The 18,262-nt window shown below is 71.1% G+C and carries 15 protein-coding genes and 1 pseudogene; 4 read left to right on the top strand and 12 right to left on the bottom strand.

Annotated features, from left to right (window positions below; all coding sequences use genetic code 11):
• Positions 1-21: 21 nt before the first annotated feature.
• Both AB0H93_RS24975 and AB0H93_RS24980 read right to left on the bottom strand, forming a co-directional pair.
• Positions 22-2,172, bottom strand: coding sequence for a WD40 repeat domain-containing serine/threonine protein kinase (locus AB0H93_RS24975; protein WP_358575552.1), 2,151 nt, complete (start codon positions 2,170-2,172; stop codon positions 22-24).
• Between the two features lie 184 nt (positions 2,173-2,356).
• The gene (locus tag AB0H93_RS24980; protein ID WP_358575554.1) at positions 2,357-2,986 is read right to left on the bottom strand and encodes a DUF305 domain-containing protein; all 630 of its coding nucleotides are present in this window, start codon (positions 2,984-2,986) and stop codon (positions 2,357-2,359) included.
• Positions 2,987-3,129: 143 nt separating this feature from the next.
• On the opposite strand from AB0H93_RS24980, the gene AB0H93_RS24985 reads away from it, so the two are divergent.
• On the top strand, positions 3,130-4,575 hold the full coding sequence (locus AB0H93_RS24985; protein WP_358575555.1) for a hypothetical protein: 1,446 nt from the start codon (positions 3,130-3,132) through the stop codon (positions 4,573-4,575).
• A 64-nt stretch (positions 4,576-4,639) separates the two neighbouring features.
• On the opposite strand, the gene AB0H93_RS24990 is transcribed toward AB0H93_RS24985, so the two are convergent.
• The 8 genes from AB0H93_RS24990 to AB0H93_RS25025 form a co-directional block, all read right to left on the bottom strand.
• Entirely contained in the window at positions 4,640-6,799 is a 2,160-nt protein-coding gene (locus AB0H93_RS24990; protein WP_358575556.1) for an EAL domain-containing protein, read from the bottom strand.
• An 89-nt stretch (positions 6,800-6,888) separates the two neighbouring features.
• On the bottom strand, positions 6,889-7,698 hold the full coding sequence (locus AB0H93_RS24995; RefSeq protein WP_358575557.1) for an SAM-dependent methyltransferase: 810 nt from the start codon (positions 7,696-7,698) through the stop codon (positions 6,889-6,891).
• A 146-nt stretch (positions 7,699-7,844) separates the two neighbouring features.
• Entirely contained in the window at positions 7,845-8,747 is a 903-nt protein-coding gene (locus AB0H93_RS25000) for an oxidoreductase (protein ID WP_358575559.1), read from the bottom strand.
• Between the two features lie 46 nt (positions 8,748-8,793).
• On the bottom strand, positions 8,794-9,501 hold the full coding sequence (locus AB0H93_RS25005; protein ID WP_358575560.1) for a M50 family metallopeptidase: 708 nt from the start codon (positions 9,499-9,501) through the stop codon (positions 8,794-8,796).
• 49 nt (positions 9,502-9,550) lie between these two features.
• Positions 9,551-10,528 carry a LacI family DNA-binding transcriptional regulator gene (locus tag AB0H93_RS25010; RefSeq protein ID WP_358575562.1) on the bottom strand — a complete coding sequence of 326 codons (978 nt, stop codon included), beginning with the start codon at positions 10,526-10,528 and terminating at the stop codon, positions 9,551-9,553.
• Positions 10,529-10,723: 195 nt separating this feature from the next.
• Positions 10,724-12,037, bottom strand: coding sequence for a M20 family metallopeptidase (locus tag AB0H93_RS25015; RefSeq protein ID WP_358575564.1), 1,314 nt, complete (start codon positions 12,035-12,037; stop codon positions 10,724-10,726).
• Between the two features lie 36 nt (positions 12,038-12,073).
• The gene (locus AB0H93_RS25020) at positions 12,074-12,841 is read right to left on the bottom strand and encodes an EI24 domain-containing protein (protein ID WP_358575565.1); all 768 of its coding nucleotides are present in this window, start codon (positions 12,839-12,841) and stop codon (positions 12,074-12,076) included.
• A gap of 79 nt (positions 12,842-12,920) precedes the next feature.
• Positions 12,921-13,139 (bottom strand): hypothetical protein, encoded by a 219-nt coding sequence (locus tag AB0H93_RS25025; RefSeq protein WP_132492109.1) that lies wholly within the window; start codon positions 13,137-13,139, stop codon positions 12,921-12,923.
• 205 nt (positions 13,140-13,344) lie between these two features.
• Here AB0H93_RS25025 and AB0H93_RS25030 point away from each other — a divergent pair, with 205 nt between their 5' ends.
• Both AB0H93_RS25030 and AB0H93_RS25035 read left to right on the top strand, forming a co-directional pair.
• Complete coding sequence (locus AB0H93_RS25030) at positions 13,345-14,373, top strand: iron-siderophore ABC transporter substrate-binding protein (RefSeq protein WP_358575566.1); 1,029 nt, start codon at positions 13,345-13,347, stop codon at positions 14,371-14,373.
• A gap of 49 nt (positions 14,374-14,422) precedes the next feature.
• Positions 14,423-14,917, top strand: coding sequence for an Lrp/AsnC family transcriptional regulator (locus AB0H93_RS25035; RefSeq protein WP_132492105.1), 495 nt, complete (start codon positions 14,423-14,425; stop codon positions 14,915-14,917).
• Between the two features lie 24 nt (positions 14,918-14,941).
• Here AB0H93_RS25035 and AB0H93_RS25040 read toward each other — a convergent pair.
• Positions 14,942-15,340 (bottom strand): annotated as a pseudogene (locus tag AB0H93_RS25040) (aldehyde dehydrogenase family protein); the annotation flags it as partial.
• A gap of 139 nt (positions 15,341-15,479) precedes the next feature.
• On the opposite strand from AB0H93_RS25040, the gene AB0H93_RS25045 reads away from it, so the two are divergent.
• On the top strand, positions 15,480-16,871 hold the full coding sequence (locus AB0H93_RS25045; protein WP_358575567.1) for an aspartate aminotransferase family protein: 1,392 nt from the start codon (positions 15,480-15,482) through the stop codon (positions 16,869-16,871).
• A 121-nt stretch (positions 16,872-16,992) separates the two neighbouring features.
• Here AB0H93_RS25045 and AB0H93_RS25050 read toward each other — a convergent pair whose 3' ends face one another.
• Complete coding sequence (locus AB0H93_RS25050) at positions 16,993-18,258, bottom strand: pyruvate dehydrogenase complex dihydrolipoamide acetyltransferase (RefSeq protein WP_358575568.1); 1,266 nt, start codon at positions 18,256-18,258, stop codon at positions 16,993-16,995.
• Positions 18,259-18,262: the final 4 nt, after the last annotated feature.

Raw genomic sequence — 18,262 nt, forward strand, 5'->3', positions numbered from 1 at the left:
TTGTCCCACTCGAAGCCCAGGTCAGCTGGCGGGGATGCTCCACAGTCGCACTACGCCGTCCTCACCCGCGGTTGCCAGGGTGCGACCGTCCGGGCTGAACGACATGGTGGTGATGCGGTCGATCGAGGAGCCGATCTGCTCGTTGCCGGGCACGTTCCACAGCCGCACGGTGCTGTTGTCCACGATGGCGAGCACACTTCCGTCCGGGTTGGGCACTTGCCAGGAGCCGTCCGGAATGACGCTGGGCTGGCGGATCTGGTTGCGGCTGGACAGATCCCACAACCGCAGCCAGCTGGTTTCGGTGGACGTGCTCTCGGTCTCGTCGTCGGACGTGGTCTCGGTGGCCGTGCCCACGGTCACCAGGACGCGGCCGTCGGGGCCGAACGCGGTGGTGCTGAGGCTCTCGGCCCGGGGCAGGCTGATCGGGTCGCCGATCTGCTGGCGGCTGGCCAAGTCCCACAGGATCACGGCGCTGACGTCGTTCTCGGACCCGGACTCGTCGGACCACTGCACGCTGATCGCGACGGTGCGGCCGTCCGGGCTGAAGGTGATCCCAGGACCACCGCTGTACCCCTCGTTCCGGACGGTGATATCGCCGATCGGCTGACCGCTGGCCACGTCCAACAGCCGCACGAGGTCCACGGCCTCGTCCCCTTCCTCGTTGTCCTCGTAGCCGACGGCCAGGTAGCGGGCATCCGGGCTGAACACCAGCCACTCGGACCACTCGGCCAGTTCGCCGACCCCGACGATCGGGTGCTGGCCGACCTGGGCGCCGCTGGCCACGTCCCACTGGCGCACCGAACCGTTGGCGTCGGCGTAGATCGCGGCGATCAGGGTGCGGCCGTCCGGGCTGAACACGAGGTCGTTCAGACCGTCGAGCGGGCCGATGATCTGGCCGACCTGACGCTGTTCGGCGACATTCCACAGCTGCACGGTGCTGTCCTGGTGGACGGTCGCCAGGGTCCGGCCGTCCGGGCTGAACAACAGACGCCGGGCCGGGACGGCAGCGGCCATCGAACCGACCTGGGGAACCTGCGGCGGCGGCGCGGCGACCTGCGGCGGCGGCTGCAGCGCCCAGATCAGGACGCCGACCAGCGCCAGCGCGACGGCGGCGATGCCGAGGCCCAGCGAGCGCCGCCGGGCACTCCCCCCGGACCGGTCGGCCGTCGGCTCGGTGCGCGTGGGCGGGGTTTCCTCGGCGGTGGCCTGGCGGGTCGGACCGGTGTCCACCCGGGTGGACACCACCGTCGGCGTGCCGGTGATCGCCGTCGGTGCCTGCGACGCGTCGAGGAGCCGGGCGATGTCGGCGTTGCGCTGCGCGATCAACCGGTGCACCCCGGCGGGCCACGGCCGCGCGGACGGCGCGATCTGGCCGATCGATTCCAGCAGCTCGGCCGGGGTCGGCCGCGCGGCGGGGTCCTTGGCCAGGCACGGCTCGGCGATGCGCCGGACCGCGCCGGGAACCCCGGAGAGGTCCGGGTCGACCTGCACGACGTTGTTCAGGGTTTGCAGGGTCGCCGTGTCGGTGAACGGGCTGGCACCCGTGCAGGCCGCGACGACGACCGAGCCGAGGGAGAACACGTCGCTGGCCGAGGTCACCTGCTCGCCCTTGGCCTGTTCGGGAGACATGTACTCGGGCGAGCCGACCAGCCAGCCGGCCCGGGTCAGGTCGCCGGCCCGGTCGCCGTTGACGGCCCGGACGATGCCGAAGTCGATGACCCGGGGACCGTCGTCGGCGAGCAGCACGTTGGACGGCTTCAGGTCCCGGTGCACCAGCCCGGCCCGGTGGATCTGGACCAACGCGGTGGTCAGCCCGGCGGCCAAGCGCAGCACCGAATCCTCCGGCAGCGCACCGATGGCCGCAGCCGTCTCGTGCAGCGAGGGACCGGGCACGAAAACCGATGCCAGCCACGGCGTGGGCGCGTCCGGGTCGGCATCGATGACCGCGGCGGTGTACGCGCCGGACACCGCGCGAGATGCCTCCACCTCGCGGCGGAACCGCTCCCGGAACCCGTCGTCCTCGGCGAACTGCTCGTGCACCAGCTTCAGCGCGACCAGCCGGCCATCGGGGCCGCTTCCCAGCAGCACCCGTCCCATCCCGCCCCGGCCCAGCTCCGCGAGCACCCGGTACTGCCCGACCTCGCGCGGGCCCGACAGACCTAACGGCCGCACGACGACCCCGTTCCAGTCAGTGCCGAAATGGCGGCCGGAACACCGCCGGACATCGCATCGCCTGTCATGATCCCCTCTCCAGGATCGCGCGGATCCAGATCATGGATCTTCCCAGGAAGGCCCCCTGCCTGGAAGCGGAACGGCGCATTGCGCGACCCCGTCCGCCCAATTAGGACAGGGCGGCTCAGCCCACTTCGGCCTGCAGGGCTCGCATGGTGTTGATCTCGTCCTGCTGGGTCACCAGGACGTCCTGGGCCATCGCGTGGACCTGCTCGTCCAGGCCGCCTGCCATGACGTCGGTGGCCATCGTCAGGGCGCCTTCGTGGTGGGCGATCATCAGCCGCAGGAACAGCCGGTCGAAGTCCGCCCCCTTGGATTTCTCGAGCTGCGCCAGCTGTTCCGGGGTCGCCATGCCCGGCATGCTCGCGTGATCGTGCCCGCCGCCGTGGCCGCTGTGTCCACTGTGGCCGGTCTGCTCGTCGAGGCCGCGGGTGGCCAGCCAGCCCTGCATCGCGCCGATCTCCGGGCCCTGCGCGCCGCCGATGCGCTCCGACAGCGCGCGAACCTTGGGATTCTGCACGCGTTCCGGGGACAGCGACGTCATCTCCACCGCCTGCTGGTGGTGCGCGATCATCATGCGCACGTAGTCCGCCTCGACCTCGACCGGCGTGCTCCGCTCCGGCGCCACGCTCGCCACCACCTGCGGCTGGTCGCCCGGCGCACCCGGCAGTACCACCGGCGGCGACGCCTGCTCCGTCGCGCAACCGGCCAGCGCGCCCACCGCCAGAAGCAACGCGGCTGTTAACCGGCGCATCGATTCCTCCTCGTGTTGCAGGCAATTGCGGCCAATTGGCCGATAGGGCCACGATCCGGACATAACAATACTGATCTCCAGCGGTACTCGGTACCGCCCATTTCGACTGCCCGGACTCAGGGCAGCGACGAGCATGGGAGTGGATGGTCTTGAAACCGAGCCCCAGGGGAAGGTTGCGCGTGCTGGGCGCCGCGCTCGGAGTGTTGACTCTCGGCTTAGCGCTCGCCCCGGCATCCGCGGCGACGCCCCCGAACAACGGCCCCGAGGAACTCTCCGCGCAGACCGTCGCCGCGCCGGCCGGCGACGTCAGCAAGAGCGAGAACATCGAGCACGTCACGAACCTGCCGAAGCAGGCGCCGTTCAACACGCTCGAAGCATTCGGCACCGACATCGCCTTCAAGCAGGACTACGCGTACGTCGGCAACTACGACGGTTTCGTCGTCTACGACATCAAGAACCCGAAGAAGCCGCAGATCGTCACGCAGGTCCTCTGCCCCGGCGGCCAGGGCGACGTTTCCGTCTCCGGCGACCTGCTGTTCGTCTCCACCGACTACCCGCGCACGAACAACACGTGCACCAGCGAGAAGACCGACGCCAAGGACCCCAACGGCTGGGAGGGCATGAAGGTCTTCGACATCAGCGACCCGGCCAAGCCGCGCTACGTGTCGGCGATCGCCACCGACTGCGGCTCGCACACCCACACCCTGGTGCCGGACAAGGCCGGCGAGGCGGTGTACCTGTACATCTCGTCGTACGGCCCGCGGGCGGAGTTCCCGAAGTGCCAGCCGCCGCACGACAAGATCTCCATCATCAAGGTGCCGCTGGACAACCCGGCGGAACCGGTGATCGTGGACGCGCCCGTGCTGTTCCCGGACGGCGGCAACCCGGGCACGCCGGACACCAGCGCGACCACCGGCTGCCACGACATCACGGCGTTCCCGGAGAAGGACCTCGCCGCCGGCGCCTGCATGGGTGACGGCGTGCTGCTGGACATCTCCGACCGGGAGCAGCCGCGGGTGATCAACCAGGTCCGCGACGAAGAGAACTTCGCGTTCTGGCACTCGGCGACGTTCAACAACGAGGGCACCAAGGTCGTCTTCACCGACGAGCTCGGCGGCGGCAGCGCGGCCACCTGCAACGAGGCGACCGGCCCGACCCGCGGCGCCAACGGCGTCTACGACATCGTCGGCTCCGGCGCGGACTCGAAGCTGGAGTTCCGCAACTACTTCAAGATCCCGCGGCACCAGGCCGACACCGAGAACTGCGTGGCGCACAACGGTTCGCTGATCCCGGTCGACGGCCGCGACATCATGGTGCAGGCCTGGTACCAGGGCGGCGTGTCGGTGTGGGACTTCACCGACTCCACCAAGCCGGAGGAGATCGGCTTCTTCGACCGCAGCGCGTTCGACCCGGCGAAGCTGCAGACGGCGGGGGCCTGGTCGGCGTACTACTACAACGGCTACATCTACTCCAGCGGCATCCAGGAGGGCCTGGACGTGCTGGACATCAAGGACAAGCGGACGGACCCGGCGAAGAAGGTCCGCTTCGAGGAGTTCAACCCGCAAACCCAGCCGGTGTACCAGAACTGAGCCGGTAGCGACGTGATGCGGCCCCCGCCGGAACCTCCGGCGGGGGCCGTTCCACGTTCCCGGGCTAGTCCTTCGCGCCGAGGAAGTCGGGGACGTCGAAGGCGAACAGCGGGTCTCCGAAGTGGGCTCCCGCGGCGACCTCGCAGCCCATCTCGCGCCAGATGGCCGCCTGCTCCGCCGTGTCGATCCCGTCCACCCACAGGCGGGCTCCGCAGGCGTCGACCAGCGGCACCAGGGCCCGGATCGCCTGCACCTCCGGCACGTCCGCGGACTCCGCCGCGTGCACCAGGTCGACGAGGTCGTCGGACAGGCGCACCGAGTCGACCGGGAGGTCGCGCAGCAGGCGCAGTTCGTCTGCGGAGCCGCGGAAGCTGTGCAGCGAGGTCTTGATGCCGCGGCTGTTGAGGTAGCGGACGTTGTCCCGGGCTTCCTCGTGGTCGCCGCTGATCGCGGCCAGCGGCATGCACAGCCGCATCCAGGTCGCGTCGATGTCGCAGGAGTCCAGCACCCGGTGGATCACCGCCGCCAGGTCCGGGTCCTGACCCTGGTTCGGGCTCAGCGACAGCTGCAGCTGCACCGGGTACCCGGCCGTGTGCCACTCGCACAGCTGCCGCCACGCGGTTTCCAGCATCCAGTCCCGCAGCGACAGGGTGACCCCGGAGCGCTCCGCGAGGCGCTGGCACTCGCCGTGCTCCAGGGTGCCGTATTCGCTCGTCTCCCAGCGGAGTTCGGCCTCCAGCGCGACCAGCGCACCGTTGTCCATGCGGGCCAGCGGCCGGTAGAGGACCTCGAACTCGCCGAGCTCCAGCCCGCCGGGCATCACCGCGGCCAGCTTCGACTCGATCCGCTCCTCCGGCGCCGTGTCCGGGTCGAACAGCGCCCACTGCCGCTTGCCCGCGGCCTCCGCGCGGCGCAGCGCGACGTCCGCCGCCCACAGCATGTTCGCCGCGTCGGCGTCGGCCGCCATCCGCTCCACCACGCCGATCCCGGCCGACGCCGCGATGCCCTGGTCGTCGCCGATGTAGACCGGCTCCGCGAGCAGGTCGTTGATCTGCTGGGTCAACGTCGTCACCGGCGGTGTCTTCTCCTGCTGCCAGAGCAGGATCGCGAACTCGGTGCCGCCGAACCGCGCGACGATCGCCTCCTCGTTCTCGACCAGCTGCTCCAGCCGCCGGGCCACGGCCTTGATCACCCGGTCGCCGACCTCGTAGCCGAGGCCGTCGTTGATCAGCTCGAAGCCGTCCAGGCCGAGGTGGTAGAGCGCGAGCCGGGTGTCGCCCGGCAGGTTCGCCAGCGCCGTCTCCAGGCGGGTGTGGAAGAACTGCCGGTTCGGCAGCCCGGTCAGCGCGTCGTGCAGGGCCTGGTACTGGAAGCGGTCCTGCAGCAGGTGCAGCTCGGTGATGTCCTCGACCATCGTGACGAAGTGCCGCGGCGCGCCGTCGGCGCCCCGCAGCACCGACACCGCCAGGTAGACCCACGCCTCCTCGCCGGTGGCGTGCTGCAGGCGCTTGCGGTCGCCGAGCCGCTTCGAGCTGCCGCCCTCGGCGAGCTCGCGGTAGGCGGCCGCCAGGTATTCGGCGTCGTCGGGGTGGAACAGGTCGTGGATCGTCATCGCCGCCAGGTCGTGCGCCTGGTAGCCCAGGGTGTTCTCGAACGCCGGGTTCACCTGGACGAACTTCCCCTCCAGGTCGCAGATCGCGACCCCGATGGGCGTCGTCGTGAACACCTCGCCGAATCGCGCCTCGCTGGCCGCGAGCTCCCGGTCGGCCTTCAGCTTCGAGCGCAGCAGCGCCTTCTTCAGCGTCTCCTGCTGGACGAAGGTGCTCTCCCGGTCGGCGGCGGCGTAGCCGGCCGCGACCGCAGTGACCAGCCCGAGGATCCGGCGCACCGCGTCGTTCCCGGGCAGCTGGACCAGCTCGTCGCGCAGCAGGTTCAGGCTCAGCGGCAGGCTGTCCTCGCCGGTGGCGTGCATCTCGACCAGCCTGCTGCCGACGGTGCGACCCACCTCGTCCACCGCGGACGGATCGTCCAGGGCGCCGACGACGCGGTCGACGAGTTCCTGCAGCGTCTCCTCGACTGTCTCGCGGGCCAGCGGGATGTAGGACGCCGTGCTGAGCTCCGCCGCCCAGCGGCGCGCCACCTCGGCCCGCCAGTCGGCGTCGTACCGCTTCGGGTCCAGCACGTCCGGCATCCCGCGCGGGGCGTCCGGAGTTCCGTCGCTCATCTCACCCGTCCGTCAACGTTCGGCGAATCGCCCTGGTCGCACACCTTCCTAGCATCATCGGAAATCAGCGCCACGCCCCCCGTGACCTGTCATAGCCTGCGTCCCACCCCCGCGTAGATCTGCGAGCCGCCGGGCTCGTCGGCGGCCCGTTCGGGCCGGTCCGGCCGCCACAGCGCGGTGCCGACGACACCCGGCTCAACCAGCTCGAATCCGGTGAACAGCTCGGTGATCTCCGCGTGCGTGCGGGTGTGGATCGGGTCCGAGCTGCGCCGCATGACTTCCACCACACCGGCCATCTCGTCCGGGCTGATGTCGGCGGTGAAGTGCGACAGAGCCAGGTAGCTGCCGGTCACCAGCGCGTCCCGGTAGCGGGCGATGATCGCCGGGGCGTCCAGCTCGTGCGACACGAAGTGGAACACCCCGGCCATGATCAGGCCGATGGGCTCGTCGAAGTCGAGCAGCCGCCGGGTCTCCGGGTGCTCCAGGATCACGCCCGGCTCGACCAGGTCGGCCTGGATGATGGTGGCGTTGTCGTTGCCATCCAGCAGCAGCTGGCTGTGCGCGACGGCGACCGACTCGTAGTCCACGTACACCACGCGCGCGTGCGGGTCGGCGGCCTGGGCGATCTCGTGCACGTTGCCCACGGTCGGGATGCCGGAGCCGACGTCGAGGAACTGCCGCACGCCCTGCTGTGCCATGTGGACCACGGCGCGCCGCAGGAAGGCCCGGTTGAGCCGCGCCACGTCGCGCGCGCTGGGCAGTGCGGACAGGAACTTCTCGGCCAACACCCGGTCGGCGGCGAAGTTGTGCGCGCCGCCCAGCAAGTAGTCGTAGAGCCGCGCCGCGCTAGGGATCTCCTCGTCGACATCCTGGGGTACCCACGTCGCCTGTTCGGTCACGGTTCGCCTCACTTCTCGCGCCGTTACGTGTCGGCCAGACTACTGGGTGACACCAAACAGCTTGACGGGCGTGACCATGCCGCGACCATCCGTATCGATCGAGATCGGCTGCAGGTGCAGGATCGCGCAGGCAGCCGCGGTGAGCGTCAGTGCGCCTCTTCGAGGGTTTCGCCGTCGGCGACCAGGGCGTCCAGCTCGGCGACGTCCTCGGCGGTGAGCGCCACACCGGCGGCCGCGGTGTTCTCCTCGAGGTGGCCGAGGGAGGAGGTGCCCGGGATCAGCAGGATGTTCGGCGAGCGCTGCAGCAGCCAGGCCAGGGACACCTGGGCCTGGGTCGCGCCGCGGCGCTCGGCGACCGCGCGCAGCACGTCGTCCTGGCGGGCGCGGCTGTCGGCGAAACCGGAGCCCAGCGGGAAGAACGGGACGAACGCGGCGCCGGCCGCCGCGGTCTGCTCGACCAGGTCGGCCGAGGTCCGGTTCACCACGTTGTAGAGGTTCTGCACGGACGCGATCTCGGTGTGCCGCCGTGCCTCCTCGAACTGCGCGGCGGACACATTGGACAGTCCGATGGCGCGCAGCAGGCCCTGCTCGCGGAGCTCCGCCAGCGCGCCGAGCTGGTCGGCCAGCGCGATGCCCCGGTCGACGGTGTGCCGCAGGTAGACCAGGTCCAGGGTCTCCAGCCGCAGGCGACGCAGGTTGTCGTGCACCTGCGCGCGCAGCGCGTCGGGGTGGTTCAGCGGCAGCCACGCCGCCTCGTGGTCGCGGTAGGCGCCGATCTTGGTGGCCAGCACGAGCCCGTCGCGGTAGGGCCGCAGCGCCTCCGCGATCAGTTCGTTGACCACCCACGGCCCGTAGAAATCGCTGGTGTCGATGTGGTCGATGCCCAGCTCCACGGCGCGGCGCAGCACCCGGATCGCCTGCTCGCGATCGGCGGGCGGGCCGAACACGCCGGGCCCGGCCAGCTGCATCGCGCCGAAACCGAGCCGGCTCACGGTCAACTCCGCGGTCAGCGGGAACTTTCCACCCAGGGCGGTCGAAGCACTCGTCACGCCGCGATGCTGCTAGAAAACCCCGGCCACGGCAACAAGCCGTTGCTCACATCTGCGGCATCAGGAGCAGCCAGGTCCCGCCGATCACCAAGGCGACGAGCCCGGCGAGGAACCAGGTCGCCAGCCAGATCCCGGCGGGCAGCCCGGTGAGCCGGGCGAGCTGGTCGGCGTCGGAGTTCGGGGCGCGGCCGCCGGAGCGCTTGCGGCGCAGCTCGGCGATCGGCCGCAGGCCGCCGAAGAGCAGGAACCAGCTGAACAACGCGCAGCACAGCGCCTGCCAGGCCGGCGTCGCGAACCAGGACACCGCGAAGATCACGCCGCCGGTGAGCACGATCGACAGCACGCCGTAGGCGTTGCGGATGGCCAGCAGCATCGCGACGAGCAGCGCGATGCACGCCCACAGCATCACGTGCGCGAGGTCGACGGTGACCAGCCACGCGCCGCCGAGCCCGAGCAGCGACACCGCCGGGTATCCGGCCAGCAGCGTGAACACCATGCCCGGCCCGGTCGGCTTGCCGGTCGACACCGTCAGCCCCGAGGTGTCGGAGTGCAGCCGGATGCCGTTCAGCTTGCGCCCGCTGAGCAGCGCGACCACCGCGTGCCCGCCCTCGTGGGCGATCGTCACCACGTTGCGCAGCAGCAGCCAGGTGTTGCGGCTGAGCACCAGGAGCAGCGAGAGCACGCCCGCGACCAGCGCGGCGACGTTGCCCGAATCCAGCAGTTGCGCGGACCATTCCCGCACTAAATCGTCCACAGTAGACACCCAAGGTCGGCGACAGACCGCGGCCCAGCGTAGCCGCCGCTCAGCCGGAGGCGCGGACGACCAGCTCCGGGGCGATGGCGACGCTGCGGGACGCGCCCTCGTCGCCGGCCAGGTGCGCCCCCAGCACCCGGACCGTCTCCGCCGCGATCTGCTCCTGCGGCTGCCGCACCGTGGTCAGCGCGGGCTGGGCGAGTTCGGCGTACGGGATGTCGTCGAAGCCGGTGACCCGGACGTCCTCGGGCACTCGGACGCCCCGCCGCGCCAGCTCGCTCAGCACACCCAGGGCGATCGTGTCGTTGCCGCACACGATGCCGTCCGGCAGCGAGCCTTGTGCGAGCAGGCGCTCGCCGGCCTGCTGGCCCCATTCCTTGCTGAAGTCGCCGAGCAGCACGTCGGCGCCGTCGCCCGCGGCGCGCCGGAAACCGTCCAGCCGGGCCTGCGCCGACGAGTCGGTCGGCCGCGATCCGACGAACACCAGGCGGTTCGCGCCGAGCCCCAGCAGGTGGCGCACGACCTGGCTCATCCCGGCCTCGTTGTCGACCCCGACCCAGCTGCCCGCGAAGCCGTCCACCCGCAGGTCGAGCTGGATGACGGGAACCCGCGCGGCGGCCGCCGCCAGCACCTCGCCGCTGCGTTCGCGGTGGCACGGGATCATGATCAGCGCGTCGACCCGGCGATCCAGCAGCGCGCGGACCTGGCGCTGTTCGGTTTCCGGCTCGTAGTGCGAGTTCGCGAGCAGCAGGCTGCGCTGCCCGCCCTGCAGCTGCTTCTCCACGGATTCGACGAGCGTGGCGAAGAAGGGGTTGCCGATGCGCGGCACGACCATGCCTATGGTGTGCGTGGTGCGGCTGCGCAGTGACGCGGCGACGACGTTGGGCTCGTAGTCGAGCTCGCGCGCGGCCGCGAGGACCTTCTCCCGGTTCTCCGCTCGCACGCCGCGCTGCCCGGACAGGGCGCGTGACGCGGTCGCGACCGACACGCCGGCCCGCGCCGCCACGTCGTGGATCGTGACGCCCACGCCACCTCCTCGGTCTCGTACCGCCTGGAGCGTAATCGATTTCGCGCTGTTTTCTCCACAGGATCGGGGATTCCCGAACTCGATTCCGCCGATTCGCGGAAACCGATTCCACGGGCCGGATGCCGGTGCTGACCAGCGACCCGGACCGGGTCGGCGAATGCCGGCCGGACGCGCTCCTCGCCGGCCGGTGACCGGTCAGCCGAAGTAGGTGGCGACGTCCAAGGCGCCTCCCGCGGCCTCGAACTCGTCCCGGGCCGCCCGCCGGAGATCCGCGTCGGCCAGGTAGTCCACTGTGGTCAGAGCCAGGCCGATCGCGCCGTCGAGGACCGCCCGGTCGCCCGCCGGGGTCGCCGCCGCGGCGGCGAATTCCTCGGTGTGCAGGGCGAGGTTCGGGTCGCCCAGGCCGATCATCGGGTGGATCGCCGGGAGCCGGTAGCTGATGTTGCCGAGATCCGTCGAGCCGGTGAGGTACTCCGGGACGACGCCGCGCGGCAGGGACGTCCGGCCGCGCCGGGCCTGGTGCTGCGCCCAACGGGCCGCCAGCGCGTCGTTGTGCCGGATCGGCAGGTAAGCGGGGTTGTTGTCCCAGTTCAGCTCGACGCCGCAGCCCGTCATCGAGGCCGCACCGTGCGCGATCGCCTCGATCCGGGCGGCGAGGTCCTGCAACGAGCCCGGCTCGGCGGACCGGACGTAGAACACCGCCGCGGCGCGGTCGGGCACGACGTTGGGCCGCTTGCCGCCGTCGGTGATGATCCCGTGCACCCGGTCCGTCGACGGCATGTGCTGCCGCATCGCCGCGACGCCCTGGTACGTCGCCACGACCGCGTCGAGCGCGTTGCGGCCCATGAACGGCTGCGCGGCGGCGTGCGCGGCGACACCGTGGAACACCACCTCCAGCTGGCGCCGCCCGAGGAACGGGTGCGCGGCGATGTCGTGGGAGAACGGGTGCAGCATCACGACCGCGTCGACGTCGTCGAAAAGCCCTGCCCTGGCCAGGTGTTCCTTGCCTCCGCCGCCCTCCTCGGCCGGCGTGCCGACCAGGCTCACCCGGCCGCCGGTCGCCGACACCGCGGTGGCGGCGGCGAGGAACCCGCCGACGGCCGCCGAGCAGATGATGTTGTGACCGCAGCCGTGCCCGATGCCCGGCAGCGCGTCGTACTCCGCCAGCACCGCGACGTGCGGGCCGTCGCCGCCGGCCTCGACGCGCAGCGCGGTGTCCAGCCCGCCGACGCCGACCTCGGCGTCGTGCCCGTGGCGCCGCAACAGCTCGGCGGCCTGAGCGACGGACCGGTGCTCGGCGAACGCCTCCTCCGGGTGCGCGTGCAGGTCCCGGCTCAGCGCGACGAGATCGTCGGCGTTGTCGTCCACCCATCGCTCGACGTCGGCGCGCAATGCCTCGTCGGCGCCCGCGAACTCGGAGCGGATCGGCTCGGCGGCGGCCACCGCCCGCTCGGTAGCAGCGGAAACGGCGCGGAGGTAGGAGTCATCGGGCTGCGTAGGCTGTGTCACACCCCGAACTTTAGGCCGAACGTGTTGCGCGGCGAATCACCGCCGCGCGGCGCCGTCCTGCTGGGGAACCGGTCCGAGCACCCGGTGCGCCAGGAGCGTGCCGCCGACGACGGCCGACGGGATCACCACGAGCTGCGCGACCGGGATCAGGCACAGCAGGTAGGTCGGCAGCCCGAAGCCGAAGACCACCGCCCGGTACTGCCGCAGGGCCCGGCGCCGGTCGCGGAAGGTCAGGCCGCGCCGCTGGAACACCAGGCCGACCATCTCCAGCGTGACCAGCCACGCGCCGAAGAACGCGCCCAGCACCAGCGCCGCGATCTGCCCGACCACCGGGATGAACCCGATGCCGAACAGCACGATCGCGCCGACCAGCGCCACGCCCACCAGCTTCAGCGAATCCCGCACGCCGCGGCCGAGCTGCCGCGCGAAACCGGCGCCGTCGTCGGAGGCGTCCAGCCCGAGCTTCTGCTCGGCCTGCTCGGCGATGTGCTCGTAGAACGGTCCGCCGATGAGCAGCGTGACGGCGATGAACGACACCGACGCCAGCAGTCCGGCGGCGCCGACCAGCGCCACGCCCACCAGGATGCGCAGCGCCTGGCGGGCGGCGTCGCCCCAGCTGTCGGCGAACGGCGTCATCCAGCTGACCAGGTCGGGCGTGAAGTAGATGAGCGTGCCGAGGCCGCCCAGCAGCAGCAGGGCGCTGATCAGCGCCGGCAGCGCGCCGAGGAACAGCAGCTTCGGATTGCGCAGGATGATGCCGAAACCGGTGCCGAGCGTGCGGACACCGGAGAGGAACGAACTCATCAGGATTGGTCTCCCGTGCGGTGGCGATCGACGCCCACCGTATCGGCCGCGGCTCGGCGGCCGGACGGGAAACGACGGATCAGCGCGCCACGCGGTGCCGGTTGCGCCGCGGGTGCGGCACCGACCGGGGCCGCCGACCGTCGGCCGGCCCGGGATTGCGGCGGTCCTCCTGGTGGTTCGCGTGCAGCTCCACCAGCAGGACGTCGGGGTTCTCCCCGGCGTGGCTGCGCCAGAGCATCCTCAGCAGCTCGTCCTCGGCGAGCACCCAGCGACGGCCGAAAACATCATCGTCACTCATGGCGGCTCCAGCATCCCCGCGGCTGTTCACGCATGGTGCACGTGCGATCTCTCCCCGTACACCATACCCCGCGAACGACCTTCGGTGATCCGTCTCACCGGGCCGCGGTCCGCGGTTGCCCGACCGGAAGAGGTCAACTTAGGTTAGCCTTTCTTGCCAGAACTTCGGGCGGTCGGCCCGAACCGGACGACGAAGGACTTCGGTGATGACGCCTCCCCCAGCAGCTGGTGCCCGGTTCGGCCGTCGGGGCTTCCTGATCGGCACGACCGGCGTGCTCGCCGCCGGACTCGCCGCCGGGCTGACGGCCTGCGGCGGCTCCGGCGGACCGGACGGGACCGGCAACGCCCAGGCCGGGCCCGGATTCCCGGCGAACATCCCGAACCGGTACGGCGCGGCGGAGATCAAGGCCGCGCCGCAGCGCCTCGTCACCCTGGGCATCACCGACCACGACGTGCTGCTGCCGCTGGGCGTGATCCCGGCCGGGCTGACCAAGTGGGGCCCGTGGGACAGCGGCGTCGGCCCGTGGGCGGAGCCGTTCCTGGGCGGCCAGCGCCCCAAGGTGTTCGGCAGCGAGGTCGACGTGGAAGGCGTCATCGCGCTCGCCCCGGACGTCATGATCGCGCTGCAGAGCGCCCTGACGCAGGAGCAGTACAACCGGCTCAGCACCTTCAACCCGGTGGTGGCGCAGCCGCCGAACTCCATCGACTACGGGGTGAACTGGCGGGTGCAGGCGGAGACGATCGGCCAGGCGCTGGGCAAGCAGGCCGAGGTCGCCAAGCTGCTCGCCGACACCCAGGAGCGCATCGACCAGACCCGCCGGGCGAACCCGCTGTTCGAGGGCAAGACGCACGTGACGGTCCGCACCGACTCGGCGGGCACCTACGCCGCCTACACCAAGCAGGACGCCCGCACCGCGCTGCTGGAACAGCTCGGGCTGCGGTTGTCGCCGGCCATCGAGAACCTCGACAGCGGCGGCAAGTTCAACGTCAAGGTCAGCAAGGAGCAGGTGGGGCTGCTGGACGCGGACGTCGTGATCGTGACGACCGCCAAGGCCGCCGACGTGGACGCGGTCCGCAAGGACCCGCTGCTGAACAACCTGCCAGCGGCCAAGCGCGGCTCCCTGGTGCTGCTGGACGACTACGACCTGACCATGGCGCTGGGTTCGGCCACCGTCTCCAGCATCCCGTTCGCCCTGGAGCGGCTGGCGCCGAAGCTGGTCGACGCGCTGAGTTGACGGACCCCGGGTTTGCACCCGGCCCGCGCGGCGGCAACGATACGTCGCTGTGACACGCAAGCCCCACGAGCAGGACTCGCCGGACGCGAAATCGCCCGTCCACGTGGACGAGTTGTCCAAGCGGATCATCGAACAGCTGCAGCAGGACGGCCGGCGGTCCTACGCCGCGATCGGCAAGGCCGTCGGCCTGTCCGAGGCAGCGGTGCGCCAGCGCGTCCAGCGGCTGCTGGACTCGGGGATGGTGCAGATCGTCGCGGTCACCGATCCGCTGCAGCTCGGCTTCCTGCGGCAGGCGATGATCGGCGTGACCGTGTCCGGCGACGTGCAGGAGGTCGCGGACCGGCTCGCGGAGCTGCCGGAGATCGAGTACGTCGTGATCACGGCGGGCTCGTTCGACCTGCTCGTCGAGGTGGTGTGCCGGGACGACGACCAGCTGCTGGAGGTGATCAACCGCCGCATCCGCAGCCTGGAGGCCGTCACCGGCACCGAGACCTTCGTCTACCTCAAGCTCCGCAAGCAGACCTACGCCTGGGGCACCCGGTAGGGCCTCACCCCAGGCTGGACATCAGAACCCGCGCTCCCCGACCCGTGATCCGCCGCAGTGGACGACGGCGTGATCGGGCAGCCGGCCGATGAACCCGGCCACCTTCGCGAGCTGGTCGGCACTGTTCAGCGGGCCGTAGTCCGCGTCGGCGTCGCCGGGCGGGCCGGTCCGGGTGCCGCGCGCCTGCTCGGTCAGCGCCGCCACGAACTCGTCGTGCAGCCCTTCCTGCACCAGCACGCGGGTCGCCGCCGTGCAGTCCTGGCCCGCGTTGAAGAAGCCCGCGGCGGCGATGCCCTCCGCGGCCGCCGCGACGTCGGCGTCGGCGAAGACCACGACCGGCGCCTTGCCGCCGAGCTCCAGGTGCACGCGCTTGAGGTCCTGCGCCGCCGATCCGGCGACCTCGACGCCGGCGCGCACGGAGCCGCCACGCGACACCTCTTCCGTTGATCGACTGCACTTGACCACTAGATCAATCGCCGTAGATGGTATTTACAACGCTTTCCGTTGTCCATGACACTCAGTACAATGGATTCCGCATACACCGATTAGCGTGAGGTTGATCATGAGCGCGACGGACAAGCCCGCCGCAACCGGCGCCCGCACCTTCGGCGACCGAGCCCGCGACCACCTGTGGCTGCACTTCGCCGACCACAGCGGCTACGCCGACACCGAGATCCCGGTGATCGTGCGCGGCGACGGTCCCTACGTCTACGACGAGCACGGCAAGCGCTACTTCGACGGCCTGGCCGGCCTGTTCGCGGTCCAGGTCGGGCACGGCCGCGACGAACTGGCCGAGGCGGCGGCGCGGCAGACCAAGCAGCTCGCGTACTTCCCGCTGTGGTCGCACGCGCACCCCAGCGCGGTGGAGCTCGCCGAGCGGGTCGCCGCCCAGGCCCCCGGCGACCTCAACCGGGTGTTCTTCACCGGTGGCGGCGGCGAAGCCGTGGAGAGCGCCTGGAAGCTCGCCAAGCAGTACTTCAAGAAGACCGGAAAACCCAACAAGCACAAGGTGATCAGCCGCTCGCTGGCCTACCACGGCACCTCGCAGGGCGCCCTGTCCATCACCGGCATCCCGGGCGCCAAGCAGGACTTCGAGCCGCTGGTGCCCAGCGCGATCAAGGTGCCCAACACCAACTTCTACCGCGCGCCGGTCCACGCCGACGACTACGAGGCGTTCGGCGCCTGGGCGGCCGACGAGATCGCCCGCGCGATCGAGCGGGAAGGCCCGGAGACCGTCGCCGCGGTGTTCCTGGAACCGCTGCAGAACACCGGCGGCTGCTTCCCGCCGCCGCCCGGCTACTGGCAGCGGGTGCGGGAGATCTGCACCGAGCACGACGTGCTGCTGGTCTCCGACGAGGTTATCTGCGCCTTCGGCCGGCTCGGGCACGACTTCGGCGCCAACCGCTACGGGTACCAGCCGGACATCATCACCGTCGCCAAGGGCCTGACCTCCGGGTACGCGCCGCTGGGCGCGATGATCGCCGACGAGCGGCTGATGGAGCCGTTCCTGGTCGACGGCAGCAGCTTCACGCACGGCTCGACCTACGGCGGGCACCCGGTGGCCTGCGCGGTCGCCATGGCCAACCTGGACCTCATCGAGTCGGAGGACCTCTACGGCCGGGTCCGGGCCAACGAGGCGAACTTCCGCGCCACCCTGGAGAAGCTGCTGGACCTGCCGATCGTCGGCGACGTCCGCGGCGCCGGGTACTTCTACGGCATCGAGCTGGTGAAGGACAAGGCGACCAAGGCGACCTTCACGGCGGAAGACGCGGAACGCGTCCTGCGCGGCCACGTCTCCCCCGCCCTGTTCGAAGCCGGCCTGTACTGCCGCGCGGACGACCGGGCGGAGCCGGTGATCCAGCTGGCCCCGCCGCTGATCTCCACCCAGGAGCACTTCGACGAGGTGGAGCAGATCCTCCGCGCGGTCCTCACCGAAGCCCAGGCCGAGCTCTGACGACGAAAGGGCGCCTTCCACACCGGAAGGCGCCCTTTCCCGTCGGCTCGTGCGGGCGTGAAAAGGCCCCTTCCGCGAGAGACCGTGTCGTCGCGGAAGGGGCCCAAGTCGTCGCCGATCGTCAGGCGATGATGCGGATCGGGTCCTCCAGGAGCCCGGTCAGCAGCTGCAGGAACGCCGCGCCGACCGCGCCGTCCACCGCCCGGTGGTCCGCCGACAGCGTCGCCCGCAGGATCTTGCGGGCCACGAACTCGCCGTCGCGCACCTGCACCTCGTCGCGGGCCGCGCCGACCGCCAGGATCGCCGCCTCCGGCGGGTTGATCACCGCGCTGAACTGCTCGATGCCGAACATGCCCAGGTTGGAGATCGAGAAGGTGCCGCCGGACATCTCGTCCAGCTTCAGCTTGCCCTCGCGGGCCCGCCCGGCCAGCTCCCGGCTCTCCGCGGCGATCTCCGAGACGCTCTTGCGGTCGGCGTCCTTGATCACCGGCACGACCAGGCCGTTGTCGATTGCCACCGCGACGCCGAGGTTGATGCGCTTGTGCTGCAGCATCTTGTCGCCGGCGAACGAGACGTTCACCGCCGGGTTGGCGCGCAGGGCCGTCGCCACCGCCTTGACGATCAGGTCGTTGACGCTGACCTTCGGGCCGCCCGCGGCCTGCAGGCGCTCGTTGAGGGTCGCCCGGAACGCCATCAGGTCGGTGACGTCGATGGCGCTGGTCAGGTAGAAGTGCGGGGCCTGCTGCTTGCTCTCCGTCAGGCGCTTCGCGGTCACCTTGCGGATGTTGCTGAGCGGGATCTCCTCGACGTCCTCATTGGACACCACCGGAGCGGCGGCCGGCGCGGCGGCGGGAGCCGGAGCAGCGGCGGCCGGGGCGGCCGAGGCGGCGGCCTCGATGTCGGCGCGGATGATCCGCCCGCCGGGGCCGGTGCCCTGCACCGTGGACAGGTCCACGCCCTTCTCCTTGGCGACCGCCTTCGCCAGCGGCGACGCCTTCGGCTTCGCACCCTGCTCGGCGGGCGCGGCCGGGACGGCGGGCGCCGGAGCGGCGGCGGGCTCGGCCGGGGCCGGGGCCGCAGCGGCCGGGGCCTCGGCGGCCGGAGCCGCAGCGGCGGGCGCGGGGGCCGGGGCGGCTTCCGCCGCGGCACCGGAGCCGTCGCCGAGGATCGCGATCGGGGTGCCGATCGGCACCGTCGCTCCCGCCTCGACGAGGATCTTCTCCAGCACCCCGTCGTCGTAGGCCTCCAGCTCCATGATGGCCTTGTCGGTCTCGATCTCGGCCATCACTTCGCCGCGGCTGACCTGGTCGCCGACGTTCTTGCGCCAGGTCGAGATCACGCCCTCCTCCATCGTGTCGGAGAGCCTCGGCATCTGAATCTCAGTCATGGTC

Source organism: Saccharopolyspora sp. NPDC050642 (assembly GCF_040654735.1).
GTDB lineage: Bacteria > Actinomycetota > Actinomycetes > Mycobacteriales > Pseudonocardiaceae > Saccharopolyspora > Saccharopolyspora elongata.

Coding starts and splice junctions, on each gene's coding strand:
- AB0H93_RS24980 (WP_358575554.1), bottom strand. CDS start 2,986: ATGCGCCGGTTAACAGCCGCGTTGCTTCTGGCGGTGGGCGCGCTGGCC.
- AB0H93_RS24985 (WP_358575555.1), top strand. CDS start 3,130: ATGGTCTTGAAACCGAGCCCCAGGGGAAGGTTGCGCGTGCTGGGCGCC.
- AB0H93_RS24990 (WP_358575556.1), bottom strand. CDS start 6,799: ATGAGCGACGGAACTCCGGACGCCCCGCGCGGGATGCCGGACGTGCTG.
- AB0H93_RS25020 (WP_358575565.1), bottom strand. CDS start 12,841: ATGAGTTCGTTCCTCTCCGGTGTCCGCACGCTCGGCACCGGTTTCGGC.
- AB0H93_RS25025 (WP_132492109.1), bottom strand. CDS start 13,139: ATGAGTGACGATGATGTTTTCGGCCGTCGCTGGGTGCTCGCCGAGGAC.
- AB0H93_RS25030 (WP_358575566.1), top strand. CDS start 13,345: ATGACGCCTCCCCCAGCAGCTGGTGCCCGGTTCGGCCGTCGGGGCTTC.
- AB0H93_RS25045 (WP_358575567.1), top strand. CDS start 15,480: ATGAGCGCGACGGACAAGCCCGCCGCAACCGGCGCCCGCACCTTCGGC.
- AB0H93_RS25050 (WP_358575568.1), bottom strand. CDS start 18,258: ATGACTGAGATTCAGATGCCGAGGCTCTCCGACACGATGGAGGAGGGC.